The 14,299-nt window shown below is 59.6% G+C and carries 15 protein-coding genes and 1 pseudogene; 7 read left to right on the top strand and 9 right to left on the bottom strand.

Features of this window, described 5'->3' with window-relative positions; genetic code table 11:
• Positions 1 to 5: 5 nt before the first annotated feature.
• The 5 genes from IB249_RS14380 to IB249_RS14360 all read right to left on the bottom strand — a co-directional run bounded on the left by IB249_RS14380 (position 6) and on the right by IB249_RS14360 (position 4,801).
• Positions 6 to 1,346 (bottom strand): aspartate aminotransferase family protein, encoded by a 1,341-nt coding sequence (locus IB249_RS14380; RefSeq protein WP_192305749.1) that lies wholly within the window; start codon positions 1,344 to 1,346, stop codon positions 6 to 8.
• 141 nt (positions 1,347 to 1,487) lie between these two features.
• Positions 1,488 to 2,246, bottom strand: a complete 759-nt coding sequence (locus IB249_RS14375; RefSeq protein WP_192305747.1) for an amino acid ABC transporter ATP-binding protein — start codon at positions 2,244 to 2,246, stop codon at positions 1,488 to 1,490.
• Positions 2,243 to 2,962 (bottom strand): amino acid ABC transporter permease, encoded by a 720-nt coding sequence (locus tag IB249_RS14370; protein WP_192305745.1) that lies wholly within the window; start codon positions 2,960 to 2,962, stop codon positions 2,243 to 2,245. Before IB249_RS14370 ends, IB249_RS14375 begins: the two co-directional genes overlap by 4 nt.
• Positions 2,963 to 2,979: 17 nt before the next feature.
• A complete protein-coding gene (locus IB249_RS14365; RefSeq protein ID WP_192305743.1) occupies positions 2,980 to 3,849 on the bottom strand; it encodes a transporter substrate-binding domain-containing protein in 870 nt (289 codons plus the stop codon).
• 304 nt (positions 3,850 to 4,153) lie between these two features.
• Positions 4,154 to 4,801 carry a GntR family transcriptional regulator gene (locus IB249_RS14360; RefSeq protein ID WP_192305741.1) on the bottom strand — a complete coding sequence of 216 codons (648 nt, stop codon included), beginning with the start codon at positions 4,799 to 4,801 and terminating at the stop codon, positions 4,154 to 4,156.
• A 265-nt stretch (positions 4,802 to 5,066) separates the two neighbouring features.
• On the opposite strand from IB249_RS14360, the gene IB249_RS14355 reads away from it, so the two are divergent.
• Entirely contained in the window at positions 5,067 to 6,044 is a 978-nt protein-coding gene (locus tag IB249_RS14355; RefSeq protein WP_192305740.1) for a hypothetical protein, read from the top strand.
• Between the two features lie 6 nt (positions 6,045 to 6,050).
• On the opposite strand, the gene IB249_RS14350 is transcribed toward IB249_RS14355, so the two are convergent.
• A complete protein-coding gene (locus IB249_RS14350; protein WP_192305738.1) occupies positions 6,051 to 6,866 on the bottom strand; it encodes a sulfite exporter TauE/SafE family protein in 816 nt (271 codons plus the stop codon).
• A gap of 111 nt (positions 6,867 to 6,977) precedes the next feature.
• On the opposite strand from IB249_RS14350, the gene IB249_RS14345 reads away from it, so the two are divergent.
• The 3 genes and pseudogenes from IB249_RS14345 to IB249_RS14335 all read left to right on the top strand — a co-directional run.
• Entirely contained in the window at positions 6,978 to 7,745 is a 768-nt protein-coding gene (locus IB249_RS14345; protein ID WP_192305736.1) for an AraC family transcriptional regulator, read from the top strand.
• Positions 7,746 to 7,838: 93 nt separating this feature from the next.
• Positions 7,839 to 8,153 (top strand): XRE family transcriptional regulator, encoded by a 315-nt coding sequence (locus tag IB249_RS14340; RefSeq protein ID WP_192305734.1) that lies wholly within the window; start codon positions 7,839 to 7,841, stop codon positions 8,151 to 8,153.
• A gap of 21 nt (positions 8,154 to 8,174) precedes the next feature.
• A pseudogene (locus IB249_RS14335) lies at positions 8,175 to 8,411 on the top strand (helix-turn-helix domain-containing protein); the annotation flags it as partial.
• Between the two features lie 24 nt (positions 8,412 to 8,435).
• Here IB249_RS14335 and IB249_RS14330 read toward each other — a convergent pair.
• Positions 8,436 to 9,812: an amidase family protein gene (locus IB249_RS14330; protein WP_225606971.1), complete on the bottom strand. Its 1,377-nt coding sequence runs from the start codon at positions 9,810 to 9,812 to the stop codon at positions 8,436 to 8,438.
• Positions 9,813 to 10,093: 281 nt separating this feature from the next.
• Positions 10,094 to 11,134, bottom strand: a complete 1,041-nt coding sequence (locus IB249_RS14325) for an MBL fold metallo-hydrolase (protein ID WP_192305730.1) — start codon at positions 11,132 to 11,134, stop codon at positions 10,094 to 10,096.
• 208 nt (positions 11,135 to 11,342) lie between these two features.
• On the opposite strand from IB249_RS14325, the gene IB249_RS14320 reads away from it, so the two are divergent.
• From IB249_RS14320 to IB249_RS14310, 3 genes are all read left to right on the top strand, one after another.
• On the top strand, positions 11,343 to 11,951 hold the full coding sequence (locus tag IB249_RS14320; RefSeq protein ID WP_192305728.1) for a TetR/AcrR family transcriptional regulator: 609 nt from the start codon (positions 11,343 to 11,345) through the stop codon (positions 11,949 to 11,951).
• A 157-nt stretch (positions 11,952 to 12,108) separates the two neighbouring features.
• Entirely contained in the window at positions 12,109 to 13,185 is a 1,077-nt protein-coding gene (locus IB249_RS14315; protein ID WP_192305726.1) for a diguanylate cyclase, read from the top strand.
• A gap of 73 nt (positions 13,186 to 13,258) precedes the next feature.
• Complete coding sequence (locus IB249_RS14310; protein WP_192305724.1) at positions 13,259 to 13,789, top strand: DUF1003 domain-containing protein; 531 nt, start codon at positions 13,259 to 13,261, stop codon at positions 13,787 to 13,789.
• On the opposite strand, the gene IB249_RS14305 is transcribed toward IB249_RS14310, so the two are convergent.
• Complete coding sequence (locus IB249_RS14305; RefSeq protein ID WP_192305722.1) at positions 13,790 to 14,101, bottom strand: hypothetical protein; 312 nt, start codon at positions 14,099 to 14,101, stop codon at positions 13,790 to 13,792.
• Between the last annotated feature and the right edge of the window lie 198 nt (positions 14,102 to 14,299).

Here is a 14,299-nt window from a genome sequence, read left to right as displayed (position 1 = left end):
TGGCCTTACGAGCACACCGAGTTCTGGAACGCGAAGACGCCCTTCTCGAACGCCGCGAGCATCTCCTCCACTTCGGCGTCGGAAATCGTCAGCGGCGGGCAGAACATCAGCCACTCGCCATACGCGGCACCGGCCGTGCGGCGTGAGAACAACAGCAGCCCGTACTCGCGGCAGAGCAATCCGATCTTTTCACTGGCGCGGACTTCATCGGTGAAGATTTCCTTGGTGTCCTTGTCGACGACGATTTCGACCGCCATGTGCAGGCCGATGCCCCGGATGTCGCCGATGACCCGAGTCCTGCTTTTGAGGTCCTCCAGACGCGTACGGATTCTTTCACCCAGCAAGGTGGCGCGCGGCATGAGGGCTTCGTCCTCCAGCACCTGGAGCACCATGTTGGAAGCCGCGCACCCCAGCGGATTGGCCGAGTAGGTATGGCCGTGCTTGAACCCGCCGCTGAGCCTGACGTCATTGACCATCGCCGAGGATGCGAGCACCGCACCCAACGGCGCGTAAGAGCCGCTGACACCCTTGGCCAGGGTGACGATGTCGGGACGGCAGTCGGGCCAATGATGGGCCGCGAGGAATCGACCGGTACGACCAGCGCCGCTCATGATCTCGTCGTAGATCATCAATACGCCGTAGCGGTCGCAGATCTGGCGACAGCGGTCGTAATAGTCGACAGGTGACATCAAGGCCCCCGTCGAAACGCCCCCCACCGGCTCGATCATGAACGCCAGCACGGTCTCGGGGCCTTGGGCGATGATGGTGTCTTCGAGTTGGCGAACGCAGCGATTGATCACATCGTCGACCGATTCATGGGCCGGCCGGCGATACAGCAACGGGGCATCGATCTTTGGCATGTCGACGAACATGGGCTTGTAGGCTTTGGCGTAATCGGTGTCGCCGGTGATGCCGAGCAAGGCGGTGGTGGCGCCATGGTAGGACGGCACGCGACTGATGATCTTGTAGCGGCTGGCCTGCCCGCGTGAGACCGCCACCTGGCGAGCGAACTTGATCGCAGCCTCATTGGCCTCGGAACCGCCGGACACGAAAAACGCTGCTTCGAAATCCCAGCCGCTTAGGCGGGCCAGTCGCTCGGCCAATGCCTGGCTGGGGTCGTTGTCCCAACGCATGCTGTGGGCGTAGATGATCTTGTTCATCTGCTCACGCATGGCTTCCAGCACCCTGGGATGAGCATGACCGATATTGACCGAGACTGCGCCGGAAGAGCCGTCCAATAAACGACGCCCGGTATGGTCCCATATATAAACCCCTTCACCTCTGACAACTTTGGGGAATTCGGCTGTACCGGCCGGAGTAATGAAATGTTGATATCGCAGAGCCATGACGAATCCTCTCTTGACGAATGAGTGCGCGGCCGAACTAATCGGCTGGACGAGTGTTTAAAAAAATCAATGGAGCCGCTGACGTCCAAATGAGCAATAGACGGCGGACTTCTATGAATGAAGAGGTGAAACTTCTAAACTTTAAGCATTCGCCGTACGTTGCAGAAACCGCACGGTTCTTTCATTTTGTGGATGATCGAACAACTGCGCCGGCGGCCCGCGTTCAATAATGACTCCACCGTCCATGAACACCACTTCATCGGCCACTTCCCTGGCAAAGGCCATCTCGTGGGTGACCACAATCATGGTCATGCCCTGTTGGGCCAGATCGCGCATGACATTCAGCACTTCTCCCACCAACTCGGGGTCGAGGGCGCTGGTGGGTTCGTCAAAGAGCATGGCATCGGGTTCCATCGCCAGCGCCCTCGCTATCGCCACCCGTTGCTTCTGCCCACCGGAAATTTCATCCGGAAAGTAGTCGGCCCGGTGGGCCAATCCGACCTTGGCCAGTAACTCGCGCGCCAGTGACTCGACGTCTCTGGCCCGCCGCCCCTTGACCGTAACGGGGCCTTCCATGACGTTGTGCAGAACGTTCATGTGAGGAAACAGGTTGAAGTCCTGGAACACCATCCCCAGTCGGGCGCGCACGGCGGCGACGCTCTTGGGGCTGTGGGCCTTGGCTGCGCCGGACGTTGAATCGAAAAAGATTCGTTGACCGTCCAGCAGTATCGTCCCGGAATCCGGCTGCTCCAGGTAGTTGATGCACCTGAGCAGTGTGGACTTGCCGCTGCCGGACGGGCCAATGATGACCACGACTTTCCCGGTCTCGATGGTGAGGTCGATGCCCCGCAGGACTTCGTGGTCACCGTAAGCCTTGTTCAAGCTTTTGAGTTCGATCATGAGTTTTCCCCTACGGCCGAGCTTTGCGTTGCAGGCGCCGCTCGCGCGACCTTGCGCCGGTAACCGCCCTGGGTGCGTTTTTCCAGGTACCGCACCAGCAATGCACAGGGGTAGCTGACCGATAGGTAGAGCACGCCACACACGGTATATACGGTGAAATACTCATAGTTGCGGACCGCGATGATCTGGCCGGCAAACATCAACTCCTGCAGCGTGACCACGGAGGCCAGTGCACTGTCCTTGAACAGCGCGATCAGGTAGTTACCTAGCGACGGCAGGGTCAGGCGGATAGCCTGGGGAAGAATCACTCGACGGAACGCCTGAAACTCACTCATGCCCATGGCCGCAGCGGCTTCTCGTTGCCCCTGTGGGATACCGTTGATACCGCCTCGATACACTTCACTCAAGTAAGCAATCATGCTCATTGAAAGACCGATCACGGCAGCACTGAACGGCGCCACCTTGATACCGATGATCGGGAATACGTAATACACGTAGATCAATTGCAGGATGACCGGCGTACCGCGCATCACTTCCACATAGATATGCGCAAGCAGGCGTAACACGCGATACCGGGACAGTTGAGCCAGTGCCACGGGTATGGCCAAAACTGCACTCAGGCTGAATACGATAATGGTCAACAATACCGTGAGGCCCAACCCTCTCAGGAACACGGGCCAATATTCGAGTACGACTGAAACGTTGAATAAGTTCATGTTTCACCCCTTGGGCTTTACCAGTTTTTCTCAAGCGGGTGAAGAAACAGATTGCGATTGCTCAGACCGTACTTTTTCAATATCGCAGAGACCTCCCCCGTTCCTCTCACTTCAGCCAACGCCTGGGTATACGCGGCGCGGAAAGTGCAATCACCCTTGCGCAAACCGTAGCGTGCGTAGCCATACCCGTACTTGGTGATCATTTCTTCAGGAACCGGAACGTCCTTGAGCTGCTTGATCGGCAGGGAGGGGTTGGATTTGAGCCAGTCAACGACGGTGACATCATCCTCCAGCACCGCATCCACGCGTCCGGTGGTCAGCGCGCCGATTTCCTGCTCGGCGCCCGGGAACGCGATCGACTCTGCCCCGATCTTGCGCAGGTATTCGTCCGCAGCAGACCCCACCACGGCGCCGACTTTTTTGCCTTTGAGGTCGGCGTAGGAACTGATCTGCAAGTCGGAGTTTGCCGGCAGCACGATGATCGGGCCATACCACCACGAGGGCCCGGTAAAGCTGATGGCTTTGATCCGGTCCGGGGTGACGTGGATGTTGGTGCCAATCACATCGATGCGCTTGGACATCAGCCCCGGGACAAGTTGGCCAACGGGCGTTACTTCGTATTTTATCGACGTGATGCCCATCCATTTCAGCGCCGCTTCATTGATCTCGACGTCAACGCCCTCGGCCTTGCCGTTGGAAGTGTTCAGGAAGGAATGAGGCGGCGCGGACACGATGCCGATCGTGACGCCGTCCTTGATGTACTGGCTGAAGGAGTCGTCCCCGCATTTCTCGTAGCTTGGGGCAACCTCATAGGCCATGGCTGGCATGGCGAGGTTGGCGACGGCGGCGAAGCAAAATGCCGAGAGGATGCACTTGGAAGCTTTCATGACTAAATTCCCTACCGAACGTGATTAGTTGAAATTGTTGGAACCGTTGGGTGGCAGTTACAAAGTCGTTGCTACGGTACTCACAGGGCTTTATAGAGGCGGCTCTGCAGTCCGCTCGAATCTTGTTGTTGCTTAAGCTACGCCCAGTGGCGCAGGTCCGACCATGGCGTCAGTCTTTGGCAGGGCAGATGCCAAACGGGCGACATTGGACGTTTAAAGCTTGATACATGTCCTCCTGTACTCTTGTATACATTGGTAGTCCAAAAAAATCACCACGACGGGTGATTTCGCTTTGAGCGCTTGGCTATTCGACGGTGAGGCACTCCTGAACATGCGGCAAGAGCGCTTCCTTGAATTTCACCGAGTCGTTGCTCTTGAGAATGCTCAGCAGCTTTTCGTGGTCTTCATACACCTTGGTATTGGGAACCCTCAAACCGACTGCGATGAGGATTTTGCGCGACATCTTGTCCCAAATGTCCAAAAGCGTTCGGTTGCCGCTGGCCAAATAGATAGCACGATGAAAGTCCATGTCCGCCTGGGCGGCCAGGAATGCAGAGCCCTTGCGGATGGCGCCCTGCAAATTGAACAGGGCATCTTCGAAGGGTTCGAGCAATCGTGGGTCCTTGGCAATGGCGGCCATTGCCAATTCGACCGCATGGTTCTCCAGTACGACGCGAACCGAAAGCATTTGCTCAAGGGATTCACGATCCACGTCCACCAGGCACAATTCGCGGTTGGTCGTCACGACGATACCCTGGCTTTCGAGGGTCTTGAGGGCTTCGCGCACCGGCACCCGACTGACGCCAAAGGCTTCTGCCAGCTCTACCTCAATGAGCCGGGCACCCGGAGCCAGATCCCCATGAATCGCCGCGCTGACGATAGAGTCGGCGACCTGATCCCCCAGCGTGCGGGACCGCTCATTGGCTACGACCGGAAATTTGGAAAGTGCCATTACCTGTTTACCTTTTAACCCAATGGGCAGAGCAATGATCTCAATGTATTTCAGTATACATATATACAGACTGACTTCAATACCGCTTGTCTTCTCTGCGATGGTGCCTTTGTGGAGGCGATGACATCGATGAAGAACGGGCATGTCCTCGGATTTGTCGCGAGCACGTCCGCTTCCGCAAATTGGCAGTGTGTGAATTCAGTGAGTGCAACCCGACCCGCCTGCCGCTATTAATAGCCTTCCCTCTCAAGGACCCGAGCCTGTCATGAAATTCGATCTCGCCTACTGCCTCAGCCTCGACGACAAGTTGTCGATCTATGACGTGCGCGATTTGAATTTCGACGAGACGCTGGCATTCGATTCCGCCAAGGAACACTTTCAATGCCCCAATGACCGTTGCCGGGCGGCGTTTGAGGCGACGAATGTGCTGACGACGTTCAATGCCAAGAACGTGAACTACGTGCGCACCCCGCACTTCAAGAACACGCCGGGCACGCGGCATGTGGCGGATTGCCCTTATGCCAGCCTCAAGGCGTCGGGGGTGGACGGTGCGGAAACGGATGACGGGCGTGAGGAGTATTTTCCGTCAGAGCTGTTGCTGACCCGGCGTCAGTATGTGCGCAGGCCGTCGAGCCCGGCGGTCGCGGCAACGGATGCCCAAGATGCGCCGGCGCCCTCCCCTTCAGCTTCCCTTGCGCAGACATCGGGCCGCGAGTCGTCGCCGGACAAGACCAGTGTCTTTGCCCATCCGGTGGAGTGTTTCGTCTCGAACTTCACCGACAAGGAGCTGCTCAAGCGCATGCCGCTGAAGGTGGGCGAGCACACGGCGCCGTACGCTTCGTTCTTCAAGAAGATCGAGTACCTGACGGACAACAAGGGGCTGATTTACTGGGGCCGGATCAAACAGATCAAGGATTACACCCAGAGCTTTCGCATCGATTTCGAGCAGAAGGTGTGGTTCAAGCAGGCGGACGAGGCGAAAAAAAAACCGTATTCGGTGAACGTCTACCTCAGCAAAAAGTTGATCGAGGGTTACCGCAAGCGCAAAGCGTTTCTGCAAGAGATCAAGCATGCCATCGACAGCGAGGCCGAGTTGTATTGCTTCTTTTATGGCGTGACGCCGGCGTTGACGCAGGTGCCGAGCAAGAAAAACCCCGAGCAGACGTTCGGGGTGTTCAGCGCGAACATCGAGAACCTGGATCACTTCATTATTCGGGAGGCGCCGGGGCTGGAGGCGACATAGCAGCCTTCAGTTCAGGCCCATGCTGATCATGACCAGAACCAGCAACCCGACATACACCCGCGCATGGATCCGGTCCGGAATTCGACCAATCCAGCGTGTGGCCAATCGAATCCCCAGCATCGACCCCACGGTCAACACCGCAAACGCCAGCAGATCCACATACCCGATAAACCACGGCCCCAGATCATGCGCCCCGAATCCTGCCATCGACAGGTAGGTCAGCGTACCGGCCACCGCCACCGGCAGGCTCAGCGGGTTCGCCATCGAGGTCGCTTGATTCATGCTCAACCCGCATCGACGCAATAATGGGACCGTCATGACGCTGCCCCCCACGCCAAGAAACGTAGCGATGACGCCGATTCCTACGCCACCGACAGATACTTCTGCTCGGCCCAATCGACGTGTGTTGCCGGTGCCAGACGGCGTGAGAAACCCGTGCCTGAACAGGCAATCCACAATGGTCAAGCCCAGGTAGGCGATGAAGGCGTACCGAATCACCTCACCGCTGACCCAGGTCGCCGCAACGGCCCCCAGTACGGCACCCATCGCAATGAACCCGCCCAATGGCCACAGGTAATGGCGAACCAGATTGCCCGCGCGTCGATGCTTTCCGGTGGCGACCAGCGCATTGACGATCATCACGCAGGTCGAGGTGGCGACGGCGATGTGCATCGCCGATTGCCCCAGCGGATCGTCGACCGCGTGATGGGCCATGAGCATGCGGTACAGCAAGGGCACCACGACGAAACCACCACCAAAGCCAAATAACACCGCAGTGACGCCAGTCATGCAGCCGAAGAGTGTCAGCAAGAGGTAGGACATCACGGGCTTCCATCGGATTGAGAGCGCTCGACGATAGAGTGAAGTGGCTTGGCCGACCTCAGCAAATAGGCCAATAATGTTCGCGTTTACGCCAAACGTGGGAGCCGCCCGATGCGCAATGTTTCGATTGATGTGCTGGACGACACGCCCCGGCGGGTGGTCGCGATCGGTACGGATTACGCCTACGGCCAGGTGTTGCCACGTCATACACATCGCAGGGCGCAATTATTGTACGGCGCCACCGGGGTGATGCAGGTGAGCACGCACGACGGCAATTGGGTGGTGCCGCCACAACGGGCAGTGTGGATACCACCGGGGATGGCACACGAGGTGTTGATGCTGGGGGTGAGCACGCGCAGTGTGTACATCGAGCCGGGGGTGGTGGACCTGGGCGGCCGTTGTCAGGTGATCAATGTCTCGCCGTTGATGCGGCACTTGTTGATGGAGGCCGCAGAGGTGGCGCAGGTGTACGACGAGACCGGCCGCGATGGGGCATTGATCGATCTGCTGCTGCACGAACTGGCGCGCAGTGCTCACCTGCCGTTGCACATTCCGTTGCCCGAGGAGCCGCGCCTGCTCGGGTTGTGCCAGCTGTTTTTGCAGCGGCCCGATGCTCATCAGTCGCCGCAACAATGGGCGAGTCAAATGCACGTCAGTCTGCGCACGTTCAATCGCCTGTTTCGCCAGCAAACCGGCCTGAGCTTCAGCCAATGGCGACAGCGTGCCTGTGTAGTGCTGGCGCTTGCCCGACTGGCCGTGGGTGAGCCGGTGACGCGTATTGCGCTGGACTTCGGCTATGACAGCCCGGCGGCCTTCTCGACCATGTTCCGGCGTGTGCTGGGCCATGCACCGTCCGTCTGGATGGCGGAGGCAAACTAGAAAAAAACAAAAAATCAATTTGATCCGGGCCGAAAACAACTGTACAAAAACACAGTACATTTTGGATCAGCACTCTCGAGCCCGGAGCACACCATGGCCTCTTATGCGATGAAAATCACCCTGGAACGTATCGCCCTCTTCCAATTCACCCCCACCCATTGCGCCCAGGCCCGGGCGATGCTGGGCTGGAGTGTTGATGAGTTATCGCGGGAGACCGGGGTGGCGGAGGCCGAAATCGAACGGTTCGAGGCCCGGCGCGAGGTGGCGGACGCCGACCGCTTGGCGCTGGCCTATCGCTTTGAGTCCGAGGGGCTGATGTTCTTCCCGGGGTTTGCGCCGGGGCGGGTGATCGGTGGGAAAGGTGCGGAGGCGGAATCGCGAGGGCAGGCGGAATTTGTGAATGGTTGAGTGAGATGAATTATTGGTTGGCTGGCGGCAAAAATTGGCGAAATCATCAAGGCTCGCCATCTGACCCAAGTTCAAGCATCCGAAATCCTCGGCCTGTCCCAACCCAAACTGTCTGAAATGCTACGCGGAAAGTTTCGCGGTATCAGCGAAGCCAAGATGATGGAATGCCTGTCGTTGCTGGGGTGGGACGTTCAAATCGTGGTCAAGTCGGCCCCCCGATCCAGAAAAGAGGGGCTGATTGAGGTGGTGTTCGCCTGACAAGTGCAGCCTGTAAAACACTGGTTATGGCTTGAACTCCGGCGCCCGCCGCGCATTGGAAACCTGTTCATAACCATACGCCAACGCCAGAAGCCGGGCCTCGCTCCAGCGCGGGCCGTAGAAGAAGATCGAGGTCGGGGCGCCCTCTTCGTCGATGCCGGTGGGCACCATGACGCCGGGGTAACCGGCCAGGGGGGCGACGTTCATGGCGGGGGATGCGACATCCGAGACGAGGGCATCGAGGTGATGGGTGACCAGCAAGCGATCGATGGCGGCGGCATTTTCACCTTGAATCATGCCCCAGAGGTGGTTGTAGGTCTGCTCGTCAAACACCACTTTGCTGGCGGCGATCAGGGTGGCTTGTCCAGGGCCTTCGGCGTTCGCGGCGTTGAACAGTAATAGATCGTCCAGGGTCTGGGCGGGAATGCCGGTTCGTGTGGCCAGGTAGCGAGGCAACTCACGTTGGATGCCCATCTGAAACGCCTCATCCAGCCGAGCCGATGACGGGTCTTTCAGGTCCACGGGAATCAAGGTCGCACCGGCGGCCTGGATGAGCTCCAGCGCCTGGGAAAACTGCGGGTCGAGCAACAGCGGCAGGCCGCTGCGATCAAACTTGGCGGGGTAGCCGATACGCTTGCCAACCAGGGTGTGGGGGCGCAGCAGGGCGGTGTAATCCACGGCGTCCTGGCCATGGGGCTTTCTGACGGGGTCGGCGGGGTCATTGCCACGCATGGCGTTCAGTAGCAGGGCAGCCTCGCGAACGGTACGGGCCATCGGGCCGGGAGTGTCCAGTTTGTGGGTCACCGGGATGATGCCGCTGCGGCTTAACAGGCCTACGGTCGGCTTGATGCCGACCACGCCGTTGAGGGACGCCGGGCAGATGATCGAGCCGGCGGTTTCCGTTCCGACAGCCAATGGGGCGAACCCAGCGGCGGTGGCGGCGGCAGAACCGGAGCTGGAGCCGCACACGTCACCGCTCAACAGATGAGGGTTTCTGGTTTGGCCACCGCGACCGCTCCAGCCACTGGGCAGGGCCGGATCGCGAAACGCCGCCCATTCACTGAGGTTGGTTTTGCCGAGAATGATCGCGCCCGCTTCCCTGAGGCGTTGCACGATAAACGCATCCTTGGCCGGCGGGTCACCCACCATGGCCAGTGAGCCCGCGCTGGTCTGCATCTGGTCGGAGGTGTCGATGTTGTCCTTGAGCAGTACCGGGATGCCATGCAACGGACCGCGCACGTAGCCCGATTTGCGCTCCCGGTCCAGGAACTCGGCGATGGCCAGCGCCTCGGGATTGAGCTCGATCACGGCGTTGATCTTCGGCCCCTGTTTATCGAGGGCGGCGATCCTTCGCTGCAGGTAGAGCACGAACATTGCCGCACTCAGCTCGTTGCGTTCCATCCGCCGGGAGATTTCGTCGACGCTTAAATATTCCAGCCTTGATTCAACCGGGGGTGCGGGTGCGGGTGCGTGTGCATGAGCCGTGCTGGGGAGTGAAAAAAGAACCGTCATGACCAGACACATCAGCCGGCCGCTTTGCCTTACATCCATGAAAAAAAATCCTTTGTGATGACGGGAGGGAGAGGTCCCGTTGCATTCCCAGCCTACCGAGGCGTCCGGAAATGTCCGTCATCACTTACCGCCATAGCTCGTATGAAAGTTCGCGCCTGTCGGTAGCCCTATCAACCAATGCTCTGCTGATACACCTGCTGCTCCACTTCATACCACCAGGCGTCGCCCCGATGTGGATGCATCACGTTGAACGCCTGCCCCATCTGCGGCGTGGTGATCGATACATTGCGATCCCAGGCCAGGGCCAGGATCCGGTCGAACGGTTCGTACCAGGCGTGCATCGCCAGGTCGAAAGTGCCGTTGTGGATCGGCAACAGCCAGCGGCCTTTCAGGTCGATGTGGGCTTGCAGGGTTTGTTCGGGCTGCATGTGCACGTGCGGCCATTCGACGTTGTAGGCGCCGGTTTCCATCAGCGTCAGGTCGAACGGGCCGTAGTGTTGGCCGATGCGTTTGAAGCCATCGAAGTAGCCGCTGTCGCCGCTGAAGAAAATCCGCGTATCACCGTCGATGATCACCCACGACGCCCACAGCGTGCTGTTGCTGTCGAACAGGCCGCGACCGGAAAAATGTTGCGAGGGGGTTGCCGCGAAGCGGATGCCCGCCACTTCGGTGTCCTGCCACCAGTCCAGTTGACGCACTTTGCTGGCGTCGACGCCCCACTTGATCAGGGTGTCGCCCACGCCCAGCGGGGTGAGGAAGTAGTTGGTTTTGTCCGCCAGGTCCAGGACCGCCCGGTAGTCCAGGTGGTCGTAGTGGTCGTGGGACAGGATCACCGCTTCGATCGGCGGCAGTTCTTCCAGGCTGATCGGCGGCTGGTGAAAGCGCTTGGGACCGAGCCACTGCAACGGCGAGGCGCGTTCGGCGAACACCGGGTCGGTGATCCAGAATTTGTCCTGCAGTTTCAGCAATACGGTGGAGTGGCCGAGGCGATAGACGCTGTGATTGGGCGCGGCGATCAGCGCGTCATGGGTCAGGCGTTGCACCGGGACCGCAGCGGTCGGCCGGGTGTCGCGCGGTTTGTGGAAGATCATGTTCCACAGGATGCGCATCATTTTGCGAAAGCCTTCCCGTTGCACCGGCGCATGGTTGCGGAAAAGGCCATCGACCTGGCGGGACGCTTCAGGTGCGGTAGAGGTAGTGGCATTGGCCATGAATGACTCCAGGGCACCGCACGCAAGGCGGTGTCTGCGATGGACGATAAATGGCCAAGGCACGCACGCATCAGCCGGACACTCTAGTGTTGACTGGGCAGGATTAACAAAACATTACACTGCACAGTGTAGTTTCAAGGTTGCATCAATAACCATCACAAGTAAACTGCCAAGTGTAATTCCTGACTTTTTCTGCCGAAGCGTACTTATGACAGCTCCACAGCGCCTGACCGACCGAAAACGCGAAGCGATCATCCAAGCGGCGATTGCCGAATTCCGTGACAACGGTTTCGATATCACCAGCATGGACAAGATCGCCGCCACCGCCGGCGTGTCCAAGCGCACGGTGTACAACCACTTCCCGAGCAAGGAAGAGTTGTTCGCCGAAATCCTCAATCAGTTATGGGCGCGGGTGACCGCCGAACAGGAAACGCCCTACCACCCCGACCTGCCCCTGCGCGAGCAGATGCGCCGGATGCTGATGGCGAAACTGCACATGCTGGGCGATGACAACTTTCTCGACCTGGCTCGCGTGGCGATTGCCGCGACCATCCATTCCCCGGAACGGGCGCAGGACATGGTCGCCAGGATGGGCCAGCGCGAGGAAGGCCTGACCGTGTGGATTCGTGCCGCCCAGGCCGACGGACGCCTGAAGCCGGTCGATCCGGAGTTCGCCGCGCAACAGGTCCAGGGCCTGCTCAAGTCCTTTGCGTTCTGGCCGCAGATTTCCATGGGGCAGCCCAGCCTTTCGCCCGAGCGGCAAACCGCTGTCGCGGAGTCGGCGCTGGACATGTTCCTGGCGTGCTATCAGCGCTGAATCAAGCACTTCATGTGCGTCGACACCGCTAAATGGCTTCGAAGGACACTGATTATTCGCGCTGGAATAAATGACAATGTGCGCCGTTTTTGCCGATGAACGGTAATTTGCTGGCCGCTCGGCATTTTGTTTCAAGATGAATCTGGCGCAGGACATTATGGAAAATCAACGCGGCAAGGGCTTGTCATTTGCCAGACGCATCTACCTGCCGCGGGCCGTTGGACTGTGCATCGGCAGCTTCAGCGTGGCCGCCGCCCTGGCGCCCATGAACCTGCCGTCCTGGATCTGGGCCCTGTTGGTGCTTAACGCCTATATCTGGCCGCACATTGCCTATCAGCTGTCGTCCCGCGCGGACTATCCCTACAAGGCCGAGCTGCGCAACATGCTCTACGATTCGCTGTGGGGCGGCTTCTGGGCCGCGACGGTGCAGTTCAATCCCCTGACCACCGTGACGGTCCTGGGGATGATGGCGATGCACAATGTCGCCATGGGCGGGCTGCGGCTGTTTGCGTTCGGCTCCCTGGCACAGATGGCAGGCATACTGCTTGGCTGGCTGGTGTTCGGTGTCGCCTTCAGTGCGGTGACCACACCGATGCAACTCTGGGCCTCCCTGCCCATGCTCACGCTCTACCCTTTTGCGGTGGGCATGGTCAGCTACCAGTTGGCAATCAAACTGGCCAAACACAAACGCATCCTGAGCGCCCTGAACCGCACCGACAGCCTGACCGGGCTGCTCAACCACGGTGCCTGGAAAGACTCGCTGCAACTGCAATTCCAGCGTAGCCGCCTGCAGGAACACTCGGCCGTGATTGCCTTGATCGACATCGATCACTTCAAACCCATCAACGACACCCATGGGCATATCGTCGGCGATTCGGTGCTGCGCCAACTCAGCGCCGAACTCAAGCGCAACCTGCGCGAATGCGATCTGGCCGGTCGTTACGGCGGTGATGAGTTTTGCGTGATCCTGCCCGACATGCCGCTGTTGCAAGCCCGGGATGTCATGGAGCGCTTGCGCGGCGTCCTGCATGACTACCGCCATGAGCAAGTGCCCGGCCTGCGGATCAGCCTGAGCATTGGCCTGGCCGCCTTCCAGCCGTCCTTCAGCGATGCCATTGCCTGGCTCGATGACGCGGACAAGGCGCTCTACACCGCCAAGAATACCGGTCGCAACAAAATCAGCCTGGCGGCCGGCGAAGGCGATCGCCACCCGACGCCGACCCTGGCGCTTTAAGCCAGACTGCGCGGGGCGGCGATGGGGAGCGCTATAGTGAGCGCTGTCTTAGCCGCCTACCGCAGAGAGCCTCATGACCACTGAAAGCAAGACCACCGCGCCCATCGATCACCTGCGCTTTCATCGCCCCCACGCCCATCTGGCGCCGACCTTCGGCAACGACAAGTTCGCCCTGCGTGCCGAGGCCTTTGCGCGGTTCTTCGGTACCCCGACCTTTCTCGGCGCGCAGACGCTGGTCGTGCTGTTATGGGTGGCGCTCAATGTTTCCGGGGTCACGCATTTCGACGTGTACCCGTTCATCCTGCTGAACCTGGCGTTCAGCCTGCAATCGGCGTACGCCGCCCCGCTGATCCTGCTGGCCCAGACCCGGCAGGCGGCCCGGGACAAAGCCCAATCCGAGGCCGACGCGCAGCACCGCGAGGCACTGGCCGTGGCCAACAGCGAGCGTCAGGCGCAAGCGGCGCAGAACTCCGCGCAACTGCTGGAGTTGCTCGAACAGAACACCCGCCTCACCGAGATGACCAAGACCCTCACCGAACGGATCGAGAGCCTGACCTCGGAAATGCACCAGCACTTCGTGCGCAAGGACGCGCCGACGTCCTGATCAACGGAGCGTGACCTTGTCCGCCGGCACTTGCAGCAAGGCGACGGCACGCTGCTGCCAGCGCCTTTTGTAACTGGGCGTCGAGGTCTCGTTGTTGCCGTCCAGCACGACCTGGATGACGCCCTTCTGGCAAATCGTGAACACCCGCTGAACGCCGACGGCCCGCCCACCATCCTCGATGATGACCTGTTCCAGCTCCGCCTGCGTGTCGCTGCCCAGGAATTTTCCACCACAGGTAAAAGGTTGCGCCATCACTGGCCACGCCCCGGCGCAACAAACCCATACCAAAAGCTGCCCTGCTGTTTTTTTCATGGTGATCCCTTTCCATCGTTTAAAGGTTCAGTCAAATGACTGGAGCCAAACTTAAGGTCGGTGCAACGGGTTCACAATCGGAAAAGTCGACACTGGCCTTAGGCTGAAAGCGCTTGGGGTTGAAGGGTGCTTCGGCAGCGGGCGTTTACCTGTCAACGCACCGGTTGATCTCGCGGCCGCCTCGCGAGCAGGCACGCT

The sequence above is a fragment of the Pseudomonas sp. PDM04 genome (genome assembly GCF_014851765.1).
In the GTDB taxonomy this organism is placed as follows: Bacteria; Pseudomonadota; Gammaproteobacteria; order Pseudomonadales; family Pseudomonadaceae; genus Aquipseudomonas.
This window is presented reverse-complemented; position numbering and strand designations above follow the sequence as displayed.

Bases quoted from the DNA above. Each gene is read 5' to 3' on its own strand.
- IB249_RS14380 (WP_192305749.1), bottom strand. From the start codon at position 1,346: ATGGCTCTGCGATATCAACATTTCATTACTCCGGCCGGTACAGCCGAA.
- IB249_RS14375 (WP_192305747.1), bottom strand. From the start codon at position 2,246: ATGATCGAACTCAAAAGCTTGAACAAGGCTTACGGTGACCACGAAGTC.
- IB249_RS14370 (WP_192305745.1), bottom strand. From the start codon at position 2,962: ATGAACTTATTCAACGTTTCAGTCGTACTCGAATATTGGCCCGTGTTC.
- IB249_RS14365 (WP_192305743.1), bottom strand. From the start codon at position 3,849: ATGAAAGCTTCCAAGTGCATCCTCTCGGCATTTTGCTTCGCCGCCGTC.
- IB249_RS14360 (WP_192305741.1), bottom strand. From the start codon at position 4,801: ATGGCACTTTCCAAATTTCCGGTCGTAGCCAATGAGCGGTCCCGCACG.
- IB249_RS14355 (WP_192305740.1), top strand. From the start codon at position 5,067: ATGAAATTCGATCTCGCCTACTGCCTCAGCCTCGACGACAAGTTGTCG.
- IB249_RS14350 (WP_192305738.1), bottom strand. From the start codon at position 6,866: ATGTCCTACCTCTTGCTGACACTCTTCGGCTGCATGACTGGCGTCACT.
- IB249_RS14345 (WP_192305736.1), top strand. From the start codon at position 6,978: ATGCGCAATGTTTCGATTGATGTGCTGGACGACACGCCCCGGCGGGTG.
- IB249_RS14340 (WP_192305734.1), top strand. From the start codon at position 7,839: ATGGCCTCTTATGCGATGAAAATCACCCTGGAACGTATCGCCCTCTTC.
- IB249_RS14330 (WP_225606971.1), bottom strand. From the start codon at position 9,812: ATGGAACGCAACGAGCTGAGTGCGGCAATGTTCGTGCTCTACCTGCAG.
- IB249_RS14325 (WP_192305730.1), bottom strand. From the start codon at position 11,134: ATGGCCAATGCCACTACCTCTACCGCACCTGAAGCGTCCCGCCAGGTC.
- IB249_RS14320 (WP_192305728.1), top strand. From the start codon at position 11,343: ATGACAGCTCCACAGCGCCTGACCGACCGAAAACGCGAAGCGATCATC.
- IB249_RS14315 (WP_192305726.1), top strand. From the start codon at position 12,109: ATGGAAAATCAACGCGGCAAGGGCTTGTCATTTGCCAGACGCATCTAC.
- IB249_RS14310 (WP_192305724.1), top strand. From the start codon at position 13,259: ATGACCACTGAAAGCAAGACCACCGCGCCCATCGATCACCTGCGCTTT.
- IB249_RS14305 (WP_192305722.1), bottom strand. From the start codon at position 14,101: ATGAAAAAAACAGCAGGGCAGCTTTTGGTATGGGTTTGTTGCGCCGGG.